This window comes from Vibrio plantisponsor (assembly GCF_013041605.1).
Classification (GTDB): domain Bacteria; phylum Pseudomonadota; class Gammaproteobacteria; order Enterobacterales; family Vibrionaceae; genus Vibrio; species Vibrio plantisponsor.
Window position 1 is genome coordinate 98,835 of record NZ_JABEQC010000010.1, and the last position, 15,817, is coordinate 114,651.

General features: G+C 43.7%; 15 protein-coding genes, 1 tRNA gene and 1 riboswitch. Of the genes, 13 read left to right on the plus strand and 3 right to left on the minus strand.

What is annotated here, in order from left to right:
* Nucleotides 1-31 precede the first annotated feature (31 nt).
* The 3 genes from HKI82_RS14925 to fbpC all read left to right on the plus strand — a co-directional run bounded on the left by HKI82_RS14925 (nt 32) and on the right by fbpC (nt 4,335).
* Nucleotides 32-1,066 carry an ABC transporter substrate-binding protein gene (locus HKI82_RS14925; RefSeq protein ID WP_102940167.1) on the plus strand — a complete coding sequence of 345 codons (1,035 nt, stop codon included), beginning with the start codon at nt 32-34 and terminating at the stop codon, nt 1,064-1,066.
* A gap of 105 nt (nt 1,067-1,171) precedes the next feature.
* Nucleotides 1,172-3,268, plus strand: a complete 2,097-nt coding sequence (locus HKI82_RS14930; RefSeq protein ID WP_171138427.1) for an ABC transporter permease — start codon at nt 1,172-1,174, stop codon at nt 3,266-3,268.
* 11 nt (nt 3,269-3,279) lie between these two features.
* Nucleotides 3,280-4,335 (plus strand): ferric ABC transporter ATP-binding protein, encoded by a 1,056-nt coding sequence (gene fbpC, locus HKI82_RS14935; RefSeq protein WP_102940165.1) that lies wholly within the window; start codon nt 3,280-3,282, stop codon nt 4,333-4,335.
* Nucleotides 4,336-4,429: 94 nt separating this feature from the next.
* On the opposite strand, the gene HKI82_RS14940 is transcribed toward fbpC, so the two are convergent.
* Nucleotides 4,430-4,505, minus strand: a tRNA-Asn gene (locus HKI82_RS14940).
* Nucleotides 4,506-5,133: 628 nt separating this feature from the next.
* Here HKI82_RS14940 and uvrB point away from each other — a divergent pair.
* The 3 genes from uvrB to luxU all read left to right on the plus strand — a co-directional run bounded on the left by uvrB (nt 5,134) and on the right by luxU (nt 9,191).
* On the plus strand, nt 5,134-7,164 hold the full coding sequence (uvrB, locus tag HKI82_RS14945) for an excinuclease ABC subunit UvrB (protein WP_171138428.1): 2,031 nt from the start codon (nt 5,134-5,136) through the stop codon (nt 7,162-7,164).
* Nucleotides 7,165-7,434: 270 nt separating this feature from the next.
* Nucleotides 7,435-8,835, plus strand: coding sequence for a quorum-sensing sigma-54 dependent transcriptional regulator LuxO (gene luxO / locus HKI82_RS14950; protein ID WP_102940163.1), 1,401 nt, complete (start codon nt 7,435-7,437; stop codon nt 8,833-8,835).
* A gap of 2 nt (nt 8,836-8,837) precedes the next feature.
* The gene (gene luxU / locus HKI82_RS14955) at nt 8,838-9,191 is read left to right on the plus strand and encodes a quorum-sensing phosphorelay protein LuxU (RefSeq protein ID WP_206361921.1); all 354 of its coding nucleotides are present in this window, start codon (nt 8,838-8,840) and stop codon (nt 9,189-9,191) included.
* 99 nt (nt 9,192-9,290) lie between these two features.
* On the opposite strand, the gene yvcK is transcribed toward luxU, so the two are convergent.
* Nucleotides 9,291-10,181 (minus strand): uridine diphosphate-N-acetylglucosamine-binding protein YvcK, encoded by an 891-nt coding sequence (gene yvcK, locus HKI82_RS14960; protein WP_102940304.1) that lies wholly within the window; start codon nt 10,179-10,181, stop codon nt 9,291-9,293.
* A gap of 250 nt (nt 10,182-10,431) precedes the next feature.
* A riboswitch (molybdenum cofactor riboswitch) is annotated at nt 10,432-10,581 on the plus strand.
* Here yvcK and moaA point away from each other — a divergent pair.
* The 7 genes from moaA (at nt 10,569) to udp (ending at nt 14,930) form a co-directional block, all read left to right on the plus strand.
* A complete protein-coding gene (gene moaA, locus HKI82_RS14965) occupies nt 10,569-11,558 on the plus strand; it encodes a GTP 3',8-cyclase MoaA (protein ID WP_171138429.1) in 990 nt (329 codons plus the stop codon). Its footprint overlaps the riboswitch before it by 13 nt.
* Before the next feature lie 77 nt (nt 11,559-11,635).
* Nucleotides 11,636-12,142 (plus strand): molybdenum cofactor biosynthesis protein B, encoded by a 507-nt coding sequence (gene moaB / locus HKI82_RS14970; protein WP_042486196.1) that lies wholly within the window; start codon nt 11,636-11,638, stop codon nt 12,140-12,142.
* Nucleotides 12,143-12,154: 12 nt separating this feature from the next.
* A complete protein-coding gene (gene moaC, locus HKI82_RS14975) occupies nt 12,155-12,634 on the plus strand; it encodes a cyclic pyranopterin monophosphate synthase MoaC (RefSeq protein WP_102962741.1) in 480 nt (159 codons plus the stop codon).
* Nucleotides 12,631-12,876, plus strand: coding sequence for a molybdopterin synthase sulfur carrier subunit (moaD, locus tag HKI82_RS14980; RefSeq protein WP_102953795.1), 246 nt, complete (start codon nt 12,631-12,633; stop codon nt 12,874-12,876). Before moaC ends, moaD begins: the two co-directional genes overlap by 4 nt.
* A gap of 1 nt (nt 12,877) precedes the next feature.
* The gene (moaE, locus tag HKI82_RS14985) at nt 12,878-13,333 is read left to right on the plus strand and encodes a molybdopterin synthase catalytic subunit MoaE (RefSeq protein ID WP_171138430.1); all 456 of its coding nucleotides are present in this window, start codon (nt 12,878-12,880) and stop codon (nt 13,331-13,333) included.
* 155 nt (nt 13,334-13,488) lie between these two features.
* A complete protein-coding gene (locus HKI82_RS14990; RefSeq protein WP_102940157.1) occupies nt 13,489-13,905 on the plus strand; it encodes a CBS domain-containing protein in 417 nt (138 codons plus the stop codon).
* A 266-nt stretch (nt 13,906-14,171) separates the two neighbouring features.
* Nucleotides 14,172-14,930, plus strand: a complete 759-nt coding sequence (gene udp, locus HKI82_RS14995) for a uridine phosphorylase (protein ID WP_042486185.1) — start codon at nt 14,172-14,174, stop codon at nt 14,928-14,930.
* Between the two features lie 78 nt (nt 14,931-15,008).
* Here the strand turns inward: udp and HKI82_RS15000 are convergent, their stop codons facing one another.
* On the minus strand, nt 15,009-15,815 hold the full coding sequence (locus tag HKI82_RS15000; RefSeq protein WP_102940156.1) for a hypothetical protein: 807 nt from the start codon (nt 15,813-15,815) through the stop codon (nt 15,009-15,011).
* Nucleotides 15,816-15,817 lie beyond the last annotated feature (2 nt).

Here is a 15,817-nt window from a genome sequence, read left to right on the forward strand (position 1 = left end):
CAGGCAGGCATTAACAAAGAGGGAAAAACCAATGATTGTAAAAGCAAAACGTACGCTGCTCGCTCTAAGTATCCTTGGATCTGTTATGGCAACGCCCGTCGCTCAAGCTGAAGGGCGGCTTGTAGTCTACTGCAGTGCCACTAACGCCATGTGTGAAGCCGAAACCAAGGCGTTTTCTGAAAAATTTGATGTTAAGACATCATTTGTTCGCAATGGCTCCGGTAGTACACTTGCAAAAATTGATGCAGAGAAGAATAACCCTCGTGCCGATGTCTGGTATGGCGGTACGCTTGACCCACAATCGCAAGCTGGCGAAATGGACCTACTGCAGGCCTATAAATCTCCCCAGCTTGAAAACATCATGACAAACTTCCGAGATCCAGCTAAACGTAAAGGAAACTACTCATCTGCAGTATATATGGGGATTCTGGGGTTCGGTGTTAACACCGAACGGCTTGCCCAGAAAGGGGTTCCTATTCCACGTTGTTGGAGTGATCTCACCAAACCAGAATACAAGGGAGAAATTCAGATAGCTGACCCTCAAAGTTCTGGAACGGCATACACAGCATTGGCGACATTTATTCAACTTTGGGACGAGCCAAGTGCATTTGAGTACTTCAAGCAACTAGACAAAAACGTGTCTCAATACACCAAATCTGGCGTTACCCCGTCTCGTAATTCGGCACGTGGAGAAATCGCAATCGGCATTGGTTTCCTACACGACTATTCTCTTGAACAGTCAAAAGGAGCTCCGTTGGAGCTGATTTCACCGTGTGAAGGAACCGGTTATGAAATTGGCGGAGTGAGTATTATCAAAGGTGCTCGAAACTTAGATAACGCCAAATTGTTCGTTGACTGGGTACTGTCGAAAGAAGGTCAGGAATTGGCTTGGAAGCAAGGCGAGTCGTTCCAAATCTTGACGAATACTCAGGCTGAACAATCACCTAATGCGTTGAATCCAAAAGAACTTAAGTTAATTAACTACGACATGGAAACCTACGGTTCGTCCGACGAACGCAAGCGTCTAATTACCAAATGGGTTAACGACGTCAAAATGGGCAACTAACCTCCCTAGTATTTCTGACCGTCATTTAACGGTTTTCATCACCTGACATTCAGTCTGCCAGTATTGGCGGGCAGGCTGAATGCAACTCAAAATAAAGGTTCCATAATGAACGAGCGAACTCAAGCATTGAACCTCGCGAACAGCCAGCCACGGCGAATAGATGCTGTGTTTTACTGGCTTGGCGTTGTGTTCTTTAGTTTTATTCTTCTGCCATCTTTTGCTTTGGACTATGGTCTGTTTGAATCAACCTCTGACGAATTTTATGACGCCATGGGGTGGAGTTCTCTGAACATATCTTGGCTATGGTTTAGTTTGCCAGCGTTTCTAGCAATTCGTCCGCTTCATCCATTAGGGCGTGATCATAAAGTTCGTCACTATATTGATATTGGCTATTCAGTGTTCTGCATGCTTGCAATACTCGCTAGTTCTTGGCTCACTCATCAAGGGTTAGGTTACTCCACCATACTTCTGTTTGTTGGGTTGGGAGCCGTGATGACAATCGCTTTTGCCCGACTAGAGTATTTAGGAGGTGATCATTTCGTCATTGGCTCTCTGATTAGCATCATTTTGCTGATTGCTATTTTCATCATTTTCCCGAGTGTTGCGATTTTTCTACCTATGTTTAAAGATGACATGGGGTTGTGGACCGCATGGCAGTTTATGGAGATTCTTACACAATCTCATACTTTGTCCGTGATTCGTAATTCTATTGTTCTTGGAACTGCAGTAGGTGTTGGAGCTACTTTCTTCGGTTTGATATTCGCTATCTATACCACTCGTATTGCAAGACGTTCAGCCTTTATTGCTAGAGTGTTTTCAATACTGCCAATTGTTACACCGCCTTTCATCGTAGGTCTTGGTGTCACTCTTATGTTAGGTCGCTCTGGTTACATCACCGAATTAATGGTCGAGTGGTTTGGACTTCAAAAAACTAACTGGTTATATGGTTTTACAGGCATTTGGCTGGCGCAGGTACTCGCATTTGCACCTATGTCATTCATGATTTTGGATGGAGCTTTGAAGTCACTGCATCCGTCATTGGAAGAAGCATCTTATACTCTGAAAGCTAACCGCTATCAGACATTTTTTGGCATCATTCTTCCCTTATTGAAACCTGCTCTGGCCAACTCATTCCTGATTATTTTCGTGCAGTCTCTTGCAGACTTTAGTAACCCTCTGGTGCTTGGGGGAAGCTTTGATGTTCTAGCTACTCAGATCTATTTTTATATTGCTGGAGCTCAATTAGATTATGCCTCCGCCAGTACGCTTGGTTCCGTTTTGCTACTATTTTCTCTTGCAATATTTGTCGTACAGTATCTTTGGATAGGTCAACGCTCTTACGTGACAATCTCAGGCAAAGCTTATCGTGGCGATGTTCAGGAAATGCCAGCATCTCTCAAACTAGGAGTCACCATTACCCTCTACATATGGATGGTGTTTAATGTGCTTCTATATGGAAGCATCTTCTTCGGTAGTTTCACGGTGAACTGGGGGGTTGATTACACTCTCACGTTGCAGAACTACATCAACCTATTTGGTAATGGCATGTCTGATGGTGCTTGGCCTTCACTTATCACAACGATGATTTATGCTGGAGTCGCGGCTCCTATCACAGCGTTATTTGGTTTGCTGATTGCTTATGTGGTTGTTCGCCAACAGTTTTACGGCAAAAAGGTCATCGAGTTTTCCACCATGCTATGCTTTGCGGTTCCCGGAACTGTGGCTGGTGTGTCTTACATTCTGGCATTTAATGATGCACCAATCTATCTCACAGGAACGGCGGCGATTGTCGTGATTTCTATGGTAATGCGAAATGTTCCCGTCGGGATTCGTTCTGGCATCGCTGGACTTGGACAGCTCGACAAGTCGCTCGATGAAGCATCTTTGAGCTTACGTGCAAGTTCTTTACAAACCATTCGTCATATCATTTTGCCACTGTTGCGCCCAGCGATTTTATCGACACTGGTTTACAGTTTTGTGCGCGCAATGACAACTGTGAGTGCCATTATCTTCCTGGTTACACCCGAAACCCGTGTTGCTACATCGTATATTCTGAATCGAGTCGAAGACGGAGAATACGGAATTGCTATTGCTTATGGCTCCGTCCTTATTGTGGTGATGTTAGCCATCATATTGTTGTTTGATCTGCTGGTCGGCGAAGCTCGTATATCTCGCTCAAAAGCCACTAATCAAGATTCTTAGGAGATATCATCGTGGAAAAACAAAACTTCGTTGTACTGAAAAATATCTGCAAACGGTTCGGCAGCAATACCGTTATCGATAATCTGGATTTGGAAATAAAGAAAGGCAGTCTTGTCACTCTGCTGGGCCCATCAGGTTGCGGTAAAACCACAGTCTTACGTTTAGTCGCGGGGCTAGAAAAAGCGACTAGTGGTCAAATATTTATTGATGGGGAAGATGTAACTGAACGTTCAATACAGCAACGGGATATCTGTATGGTGTTTCAATCGTACGCCCTATTTCCTCACATGTCTTTGTATGAGAACGTCGCTTATGGACTAAAAATGCTTAAACTACCTGCAGAAGAAATTCGCCAGCGAGTTGACGAAGCTTTGAAAATCGTCGATCTGGAAGGCATGGGTGAACGTTTTGTAGACCAAATATCCGGTGGGCAACAACAGCGAGTGGCTCTCGCCCGCGCTTTAGTTCTCAAACCTAAAGTACTGTTATTTGACGAGCCTTTGAGTAACTTAGACGCCAATTTACGCCGTAGCATGCGTGAAACGATTCGAGAGTTACAAAAGCGCTTCGACATCACTTCTCTATATGTAACACACGATCAAGCAGAAGCATTCGCGGTTTCTGATACTGTGATCGTCATGAAAAGTGGTGAAATCATGCAGATTGGTTCACCTCAAGAGCTATACAAATCACCGAAATCAATGTTTATGGCGAACTTTATGGGAGAGGCAAACCTATTTCAGGGGCATTTCGATGGTGAACGCATTCATATTAATGGCTATTCTATTGACGCTGACCCAGATGCAGTATCCGGCAAGTCAGATGGTGAATACCAGATTGGCGTTCGCCCTGAAGCCATTACTTTGAGCACACAAGGTGAGAACAGCCAAGCGTGTGAAATACTGAAGTTCGCCTATATGGGGTCAATGTATGAAGTCACGGTGAGATGGCACGAACAGGAACTGCTATTGCAACTTAACTCCGCACAGTTTAGCCACGAATTGACCAAACATGCTTATTTAGAATTTAACCCAAGAGGCCTGTTCTTACTTCCTAAAGAGGACTAGAAAGTTTGAGGTCAAGTAATTTAACAGCAGTAAAAAGCAATTAAATGTGATAGATACAAAAAAAGACGTCCTAGGACGTCTTTTTTCTTGAATTTGGCTCCCCCTGCAAGACTTGAACTTGCGACATACGGATTAACAGTCCGCCGTTCTACCGACTGAACTAAGGGGGAATTGCTTAGTGCGGTGCGGATGTTACTTAGAGGGACGGGGAGTGTCAACCTTTACACTAAAAAATTCAGCTAATTTTTTTCAAAAAAAATAGTTTACTTTTCTGTACCCCTTATGGGTATTACGCTGGATTTACTTATCCACCAAATTTGTGGATAAGTGTGTTGATGAAACTTGAGCAATCATTTGAAGTGGTTTCATTTAAGTGAAAACTCTAAATGTAATCGATTGTATAAATTATCTAACTAAATGATTTTTATTTTATAAATCATGTTATCCACTGTTTTTTCTAACGATTCTAAACTGCGAGAAAAAGGTCAATTCAATGCCAGAATTGGAAATTTTGGGGAAAACCAGTGGATTATTATTTGGGTATTTTAGATAGGTATAACTCGGTGGGGCGATGATGTTAACAAACTTTTTAGGCTGATGCGAACGTTATTTTTTAGCCTTGGTAGATCTGAAACACAAGTTTGATTGGTAGTTATGAAACTGTTTCATGGGTGCTTACCTATGAAGATAAGAATCCCATATAAAGTTTTCACAATAGTAAATAACAATTATGACTTGCCATGCTGTAAGGCAAGCAGCGACAATAGTTCTTCGTTCAGACTGTAGGAAGAAAGCGTAATGAGTAAGGCGTTTGAATTGGTATCACAGTATCGCCCATCCGGCGATCAGCCTAAAGCCATTGAGCAGCTTTTAGAAGGAATTGAAGCAGGACTTGCGCATCAAACTCTGTTGGGTGTTACGGGGTCTGGTAAAACGTTTACCCTAGCGAATGTTATTGCTCGCTCACAACGACCAACGATTTTGCTTGCGCCGAATAAGACGCTTGCAGCGCAGCTTTATGGCGAAATGAAAGCTTTTTTCCCAAACAATGCCGTCGAATACTTTGTTTCCTACTACGACTATTACCAGCCTGAAGCTTACGTGCCGACGACGGATACTTTCATCGAGAAAGATTCATCTGTAAACGCTCATATTGAGCAAATGCGTCTTTCTGCTACCAAAGCGTTACTGGAGCGCAAAGATGCCATCATCGTGGCTTCTGTTTCCGCGATTTACGGTCTGGGTGACCCTGATTCCTACTTGAAGATGATGCTTCATTTACGCCGAGGAGATGTGATCAATCAGCGTGATATGCTGCGTCGCTTGGCGGAGCTTCAGTATTCCCGCAATGATGTAGCGTTTGAGCGCGGTCAGTTCCGTGTGCGCGGTGAAGTGATTGATATTTTCCCTGCTGAATCTGACCAAGATGCGGTGCGCGTGGAGATGTTCGATGAAGAAGTAGAATGCATCAGCTTATTTGATCCGCTCACTGGTGCGATAAAACAGCGAGACTTGCCGCGTTTTACGGTCTACCCGAAAACTCACTATGTCACACCGCGCGAACGCATTCTCGAAGCGATTGAGAATATTAAAGTTGAACTCGAGTCGCGCCGTAAGTATCTGCTTGAAAATAATAAACTGCTGGAAGAGCAGCGTATTACTCAGCGGACACAATTTGATATTGAAATGATGAATGAGCTAGGTTTCTGCTCGGGTATAGAAAACTACTCTCGATTCTTGAGTGGACGTAATGAGGGCGAGCCGCCACCGACACTTTTCGATTACCTGCCGCATGATGGCTTACTGGTTATTGATGAATCCCACGTTACTGTTCCGCAGATTGGCGCAATGTTTAAAGGTGATCGTTCACGTAAAGAGACGCTGGTGGAATTTGGTTTCCGTTTACCTTCTGCTTTGGATAACCGACCTCTTAAATTTGAAGAATTCGAAGCACTGGCTCCGCAGACGATTTTTGTTTCTGCGACGCCGGGTAATTATGAGTTAGAAAAATCGGCGGGTGAGGTGGCTGACCAAGTTGTTCGTCCTACAGGGTTATTGGATCCTGAGCTCGAAGTTCGTCCTGTGGCTACTCAGGTTGACGATCTGTTGTCTGAAATTCGTATCCGCTCTGCAAAAGATGAACGCGTACTTGTGACTACGTTAACTAAGCGTATGGCAGAAGACTTGACCGAATATCTTCATGAACATGGTGTTAAGGTGCGATACCTTCATTCGGATATCGATACAGTGGAAAGGGTCGAGATCATTCGAGATTTACGTTTGGGCGAATTTGACGTATTGGTGGGTATCAACTTGTTGCGAGAAGGTTTGGACATGCCAGAAGTGTCTTTGGTTGCGATTTTGGATGCGGACAAAGAAGGCTTCTTACGTTCAGAACGTTCTCTTATTCAGACTATTGGTCGTGCTGCTCGTAACCTAGAAGGTCGAGCGATTCTTTATGCTGACAGCATCACGAAGTCGATGAAGAAAGCTATGGATGAGACCAACCGTCGTCGCGAGAAACAGCGTGCTTATAACGAGGCCATGGGGCTTAAACCACAGGCACTAAAACGTAATATCAAAGACATTATGGAAATCGGTGATATTGCTAAATCTCGCAAGCAGAAATCAAGTAAAGTGGTTGCGCTGTCTAAAGTCGCAGAGGATGCTGCTAACTATGGGTCTTTAACTCCACAACAATTAGATAAAGAGATCAGTAAGTTAGAAGGTCAAATGTACAAGTATGCACAAAACCTTGAGTTCGAGATGGCGGCGAAAACACGCGATCAGATTGAAGAGTTAAGAAAGCAATTTATTGCGAACTCTTAGCTATGGATTCTGAGCTAGAGTCAGATAAAAAAATAGCCAATAGAAATCGTCTCTATTGGCTGTTATTTCGTGAATATCGTATTCACTAACAACGTCAGTTGGCTAGGTGACCCGTTAGGGTCAGTCAGTACTAAGCATTTAGCGTGCCAAGTATAAAATACCAAATTTGTTCAATTCTCATACTAGTTGTATGGTTTAGCCTCTGTTTATTTGCAAAATGCAACTTCTAATGCAATCATGAAGCAAAATGCAAAAATAAATGGCTAGGTTATGCAACATAATTACACACCACAAAAAGCAAAATACTTATTGATGGTGGAAGACACGGTGTCCGTGGCGGCATTGTATCGTTCTTATCTAACTCCACTTGAAATAGATATCAACATAGTAGGGACGGGGCGCGAAGCAATAGAAAGCATCGCCGCACGCGAACCTGATTTAATTCTTCTCGACCTTCGATTACCAGATATGACTGGGATGGACGTTTTGCATGCCGTAAAACAGAAATCACCTGAAGTTCCCGTTATTTTCATGACCGCGCATGGTTCGATTGATACAGCGGTTGAAGCAATGCGCCACGGGGCTCAGGACTTTTTGATCAAACCTTGTGAAGCGGATCGACTGCGTGTCACCGTGAACAACGCTATCCGCAAAGCCAGTAAGCTAAAAAATGATGCTGATGGTCTTAATAATCAAAATTATCAGGGCTTTATCGGAAGTAGTCAGACGATGCAGGCGGTTTATCGCACCATAGACTCGGCCGCGACCAGTAAAGCGAGCATTTTTATAACCGGAGAAAGTGGTACCGGTAAAGAAGTGTGTGCAGAGGCGATTCATGCGGCAAGTAAACGCGGTGATAAACCGTTTATCGCTATTAACTGTGCTGCGATTCCTAAAGATTTGATTGAAAGTGAGTTGTTTGGTCACGTGAAAGGTGCCTTTACAGGTGCCGCGGCTGACCGACAAGGCGCAGCTGAATTAGCAGATGGAGGCACACTGTTTCTCGATGAGTTGTGCGAGATGGATCTAGAATTGCAAACAAAACTGCTTCGCTTTATTCAGACGGGCACATTTCAAAAAGTCGGCTCTTCTAAGATGAAAAGCGTGGATGTACGATTCGTTTGTGCAACCAACCGAGATCCATGGAAAGAAGTGCAGGAAGGGCGTTTTAGGGAAGACTTATATTACCGCCTCTATGTTATCCCATTGCATCTGCCGCCTTTGCGTGAACGAAGTGATGACGTCATCGAAATCGCTTATTCGCTGTTGGGTTATATGTCTAAAGAAGAAGGCAAAGGTTTTGTTCGTTTGTCTCCTGAAGTGGTAGAGCGCTTTAAACGCTACGAGTGGCCGGGTAACGTTCGTCAGTTACAGAATGTATTGCGTAATGTAGTGGTTCTTAATGAGGGTAAAGAGATCACTCAAGATATGTTGCCTCCACCGTTGAACTTACCTCAGGAACGTGTTGAATCCGTTGACATGCCGATGAGCGGTCCTATTACCGTGCATGAAATCTTTCCTCTTTGGATGACGGAAAAACAGGCGATCGAAAAAGCGATAGAAGCTTGTGATGGCAACATTCCAAAAGCGGCGGGCTATTTGGATGTCAGCCCTTCAACGCTCTATAGAAAACTACAAACGTGGAATGAGAAAGAGAAGGAAAGTCGATAATTATGGACGTGTTAAACCAAAGCAAGATAGAGAAATTAGCAAGAGAAATTGGTGAAGAGAACGTACCAATGCTCCTTGAGATTTTTCTTGGTGAGCTAGTAGCCTATCAGCAAAGTTTAACCGGCGATGAGGTAACTGACAAAACTCAATATCTTAAAGATATCAGCCATGCATTAAAGAGCAGTGCGGCGAGTTTCGGTGCTGATAGACTCTGTGCAAAGGCGGTCGATCTTGACGCTAAGGCAAAATTAGGTGAGCAATTTGATGAAGCGGTAGAAACCGCGAACATGATAGATATTCTTAACCAGACTCACGGCTACTATCAGCAGTTAATTGTCACAAGCAGCTGTGATTAATCAGTGATTGTAAATTGTTACCGATTATCGTTAGCGAGTCAGCACCACTGCGACCAACAATCGTAGCCGCAGTGGTGAACCATAAACCCAGTCAGCTAATTAACTGTTCAACTGTTCTTCAATTGCGAGGCGCAACTTGTCTCGATCATGACGCCAATCGCGGTTTGGTGATGCCAAATCGCGAGTCACACAGATCCAATTGTCTTTTAAATCTGAGTGTTCTTTCGGACCAATCACCACATCAATCTTGCGATTTTTACACGCGCGTTCGCACCATTCGAGCTTCTGTTTCAGGCTCATACGACCCGCAGGGCCGTATTCAGGTGATAAGTTCTCAATAAAAATCACCTTGGCCTTTTGGTTGTCAAAAATCGCCTGACCGATTTTAGGCAAAAGGAGCGGCGGCATTATACTGGTAAGAAAACTGCCGGGACCAAGAATAATCGCATCGGCTGCCGCAATCGCCTCGACTCCCTCGAACGTTGCCGCAACCTTCGGTTCAAGGTCGAGTCGTAATAAGTCGTCTTCCATCTCATCTACGCTGGTTTCACCTGTTACCCATTTGCCGTTTGTTGCTAATGCGGTGAGATCGGATGGATGTTCTGACATAGGAATAATGTTCACATCAACTTTCAGCATGGTGCGGATAAGATTGATTGCGTCTAGTGGACGAACTGAGAGGTTATCCAGAGCTGTTAGCATCAGGTTACCGAGGTTGTGACCATCAAGCTCGCCGCTGCCTTTAAAGCGGTATTCAAACATCATCGAGCTGATGGAAGGGTCGGTAATCAACTGGTTAATACAGTTCCGCGTATCACCCCAAGCAATTCCGCCTTGGCAGTGGCGAATTCGCCCAGTCGAACCGCCATTGTCTGTAGTGGTAACAATACCGGTTGCGTTAGAACCGAAATGCTTTAACGCTGCCAAAATTCGTCCTAAACCGTGACCGCCGCCAATAGCGACCACTTTTTTATCTTTGTATAAGTTCATCATCTTTATTCTTCTAATATTTGATAAAACCTTAGCCGATGGAAGTTAAGTTGTGAATGTATTGCCCATCAACAACCCCAAGGGGCTTGGGTGTACTAGAATGTATAGGATATTGAAAACGACATATACTTATTTAGAGGTAAATTAGGACTTTGGTTTTCTTTTGCAACTGATTTACTAGAAAGATGATGCGTTTTTCAGTATTTTACAGCCAGTAGTCGCTGATTAGATAAGCGTTCAGCTTTCTAGCCGGCTGCCATAACTCCGAGCTTTTTCATCTAAGTTACTTGAAACTATTGATAGTGATATGGTTAAGAAGCCAGTGGCATATTGTCACGAGGGCATAAGTGGAAATGTTTATGCCTCCCGTATTTGGAAAGGTGTTCCGTGGCGCAACAATTCGAAGATAAATTCCAGCGTAAATTTTATTATTTGCGTCTGTCAGTTACCGATGTTTGTAACTTCAAATGTACTTATTGTCTGCCTGATGGTTATAAACCTTCGGGGAGCAAAAACTCGTCTTTTTTAACCCTTCCTGAAATCCGTCGCGTGGTAAATGCTTTCGCTGATTGTGGTACTTCAAAAATACGCATTACTGGTGGTGAACCTACATTACGTAAAGACTTTACCGATATCATCCGCTTGGTTGCCGATAACTCAAATATTAAGAAAATAGCTACCACTACCAATGGTTACCGGATGGAAAAGGGAGTTGCAGATTGGAAAGAAGCTGGCCTCACGCATATCAATGTCAGCGTCGATAGTTTAGACCCGAGAATGTTTCATCAAATCACGGGTGAAAACCGCTTTCATCAAGTCATGGCGGGCATCGACCGCGCGTTCGAAGTTGGTTATGAACAAGTCAAAGTGAATGTGGTGTTGATGAAAGATCGCAATCACAACGAACTTCCTCTGTTTCTTGAATGGATCAAACACCGCCCAATCCAACTGCGTTTTATCGAACTGATGCAAACGGGTGAAATGGACGATTTGTTCGCTAAACATCATATCTCTGGAGTCACAATCCGTAATCAACTTATTGCCAACGGCTGGATTCTAAAAGCGAGAGAAAACAATGATGGCCCTGCACAGGTCTTTGTGCATGCGGATTATCAGGGCGAAATCGGTCTTATCATGCCTTACGAAAAGAACTTCTGTGAGAGTTGCAATCGACTCAGAGTGTCTGCGCTTGGCAAATTGCATCTTTGTCTTTTTGGCGAAAAAGGTCTAGAGCTCAGAGATTTGCTTCAGGAAGACGCACAGGAAGCCGAGTTGATCGAACGTATTCAAATGCAGCTACAGAACAAATCCGTCAGCCATTTTCTCCAGGAAGGAAATACAGGCATGACTCCGCATTTAGCATCTATTGGTGGTTAAAGCCATTTCGAAGGCTAGAAATCATCGTGATTAATCAGATTTAAATTAACGAATAATAATTGAATTAAGGTGAGCAAATGGGTCACGCAGAAAGCAAATTTCAACCAGCGAACATCGCAGTGTTAACCGTTTCAGATACACGTACAGAAGAAAATGATACCTCAGGTCGCTACCTTGCTGAGCAACTTCAGGAAGCTGGGCATCACCTAGCAGACAAGCAAATCGTTATTGACGATATGTACAAAATACGTGCGGTGGTTTCACAGTGGATTGCGGATGAAAAGGTTCAGGCAGTATTAATCACAGGTGGTACTGGTTTTACTTCGCGCGATAGCACTCCTGAAGCGTTAAAGCCTTTGTTTGATAAAGAAGTAGAAGGTTTCGGAGAGTTGTTCCGCATGGTTTCTTATGAAGAAATTGGCACTTCTACTATTCAATCTCGCGCTGTGGCTGGTTTCGCAAATCATACGGTTATTTTTGCGATGCCTGGCTCAACAGGAGCTTGTCGCACTGGCTGGACGAAGATCATCAAACAGCAGTTAGATGCCAGCCATCGTCCATGTAACTTTATGCCGCATTTATAAGTGTGAGGGACAATGACTCAATTCACTCACATTAACGCTTCTGGTGAAGCCAACATGGTGGATGTTTCTGCAAAGGCGGAAACGGTAAGAGAAGCGCGCGCAGAAGCTTTTGTTCATATGGCACCAGAAACATTACAACTGATCGTATCGGGTCAGCATCACAAAGGTGATGTGTTTGCCACGGCGCGTATTGCCGGTATTCAAGCAGCCAAGAAAACATGGGATTTAATTCCACTTTGCCATCCGTTACTGCTTTCAAAAGTTGAAGTCCAGCTAGAAGCGATTGAATCGGAAAACAAGGTTCGTATTGAATCAGTATGTAAACTCGCTGGCAAAACCGGTGTTGAAATGGAAGCGCTAACCGCGGCTTCGGTTGCAGCATTGACGATTTACGACATGTGTAAAGCTGTGCAGAAAGATATGGTAATTGGGCAAATTCGTTTGTTAGAAAAGACGGGCGGTAAATCGGGTCATTTTAAGGTAGATGTATGATTAGTGTTTTGTTTTTTGCCCAAACAAGAGAATTAGTGGACTGTGATGGTTTGTCACTTGAGCATGAGTTTGATTCGGTTGAAGCATTGCGAGCACATCTTGCGGCTCAATCGGACAAATGGGCACTGGCATTAGAGTCAGGTAAATTGTTGGCTGCGGTTAACCAATCAATTGTACCGATGGATTCTGAACTTAAAGATGGCGATGAAGTGGCTTTCTTCCCACCGGTAACTGGAGGTTAATATGAACAGCTATATATCGGTTCAGGTAGAAGATTTCAGTGTCGCACAAGAGTATGAAGCGCTTTCATCTGGCACAGATGCGGGTGCAGTCGTGACTTTCATAGGTAAAGTTCGTGACATGAACTTAGGTGACCATGTGACAGGACTGCATTTAGAGCATTACCCGGGTATGACGGAGAAATCTCTTAACGAAATCTGTGATGAAGCGAAATCACGCTGGCCACTATTGCAGTTGAGGTTAATTCACCGTATTGGTGATTTAGATATCGGCGATCAAGTCGTCTTCGTCGGTGTCAGCAGCGCTCATCGCTCGGCATCTTTTGAAGCGTGTGAATTTGTTATGGACTTTTTAAAGACCAAAGCACCTTTCTGGAAAAAGGAGCGAACAACCGATGGCACTCGCTGGATTGATTCAAGAGACTCAGATACCAAAGCTGCTCAGCGTTGGGTGAAGTAGAGTTATCGCTGTTCCAAAGGTAAGAACGAAAGATTTTTACGTAGCCATAGATTGCAACAATCAAAAAATTGGTGAATCCCATTTAGTAAAATCAAGAAATTAGTCAACACTTAGATTAACAGCTACCTTTAAATAAGGAACCTAAGGAGACTGAAATGGATTCACTAAAAGTAAAAGATTACATGACCGTTAAAGCGGTGACCTTTACTCCTGAAATGCCTTTGTCTGCTGCGCTCGATAAAGTGATTCGTTCCGATCACTTAGGTGGGCCTGTTATTGATGACAAAGAACGCGTAATTGGCTTCCTTTCAGAACAGGACTTGCTCGATAAACTGGTCAAAGTGAGTTACTTCTGTCAGGACACACATATTGTCAGTGACTGCATGTATAAAGAAGTGCTCTCTGTCTCTCCGGAAATGTCGATCATTGAGTTGGCCGATATGATGAAAGTCGGAAAGCCTAAAGTTTATCCTGTTATTGATAATGGCAAGCTGGTAGGGATTATTACGCGGCGTGATGTGTTAAGAGCAATAGGTAAAAACTTAGCCAATTGTTTTAAACATCAAGTATAAAAAGCAACTTCCTTATTCCATACCATCAATGTGATTTTCTCTCGCCAAAGCACAGTCAAGCGCTGTGCTTTTGAGTTTTCCCATCATCGCGCATATTAGCCATTCAGTAGATAATAAGTGATCTGAGTCACCTTAATGTGAAACAAATATATATATTGCTTTTGATGATGTGATTCCTATCACTCTATAGCTTTTAATACTGAGCTAAAGTTGTCCTGTACCTATTTATATTTATGAGCTGAATAAGCCGCATGAAGGAGCAACCTATGTCTCAAGCAGTATTCCATCTTGGTGTTACCGAAGCTGATCTTAATGGCGCAACGTTAGCGATCATTCCTGGTGATCCAGCGCGTGTACAAAAAATTGCAGAGTTAATGGATAACCCAGTATTTCTTGCAAGCCACCGTGAATACACGCTTTATCGCGCAGAGCTTGATGGCAAGTCGGTTGTAGTTTGTTCTACTGGTATCGGTGGCCCTTCAACTTCTATTGCCGTAGAAGAGTTAGCTCAGCTAGGTGTTCGTAGTTTCTTGCGTGTAGGCACAACAGGTGCAATTCAACCACACGTTAATGTTGGTGACATGATTGTGACCACTGGTTCTGTTCGTCTTGATGGCGCAAGCCTTCACTTTGCTCCGATGGAGTTCCCTGCGGTTCCTGATTTCGATGTTGCAATTGCAATGAAACAAGCTGCGGAAGAGAGCGGTGCGACGGTTCACATGGGTATTACTGCTTCCAGTGACACTTTCTACCCAGGTCAAGAACGTTATGACACATTCACAGGTCGTGTTGTTAAGCGTTTCCAAGGTTCTATGAAAGAATGGCAGGAAATGGGCGTACTAAACTTTGAAATGGAATCAGCAACTCTGCTTACTATGTGTGCAAGTTCTGGTTTGAAAGCAGGTTGCGTCGCTGGTGTTATCATCAACCGTACTCAAAAAGAAATTCCAGATCACGCAACGCTGAAAGAGACAGAAGCTCGTTCAATCAAAGTGGTCGTAGAAGCTGCTCGTAAGATGCTTTAATTCTCTCTATTCGCAGCTGCGTAGAGAATGCTTGAATTTAAACGCCATACTGTTTTCGCAGTATGGCGTTTTCGTTTATTAAGCGACGACCAGTTTAGGCAAAGGGATGTAAAGACTCTCACTGACATCCGCCAGCATTTGGTCATAAACGTGCGCAATGCTCAGCGAGACATCCGAAGTCAGTTGATATAGCTGCTCCTGAGGAATATCAAAAGCTGGATTCTCGTGCAGCTCACTTAATATATGCATCGCTTTTGAACAGGCCGGTGATGCAATGGACAACGGACTGATCAACGCCAATTGATTCAGCTTGCGGCGTAATAGGTCACAGTAATGACGCAAACGTGCGGAACCATCTTGGGTATGCATATCTTCAATTGAAATACGTAGCTGTGTCAGAGTATCCATAGAGTCAATCACTTGCTGCCAATTCATATGGTACTCTTCACTCAAATCTTCTCGGTTTGATTCTACTAACCAAGCCAGCATTACTTCGTCCATCAAAAACATACAGTGTCGAATAGCTTTACCATGCATCATTTGGTTGCGGGCAATGCTCCTGTCCTGCCAGTTATTCATCAGCGCTTTCAATTTAAGCTGCAGTACTCGATACATAGGTTTGTTATCGAAATGCGATGTTGAAATCAGATGGTTCGATTTCTCATGCAGTAAATCTTGCAAATGACTAAGCTCTGCTTCTCTTTTTTCTCCGAACATCAGTGCGTGATGAGTGGCACTGCGGTGCTGTCGGCTCAAATATAACAGTTGGCGAAGATCGATCAGAAGCTCGTACTTGCGCTGCAAAGTCGATTCTCTTTGCTTAGAAAAGTAGAACATCAAACCAAGTATGCCGATAGAGATCAGCATTGAGACAATGACAAACATAA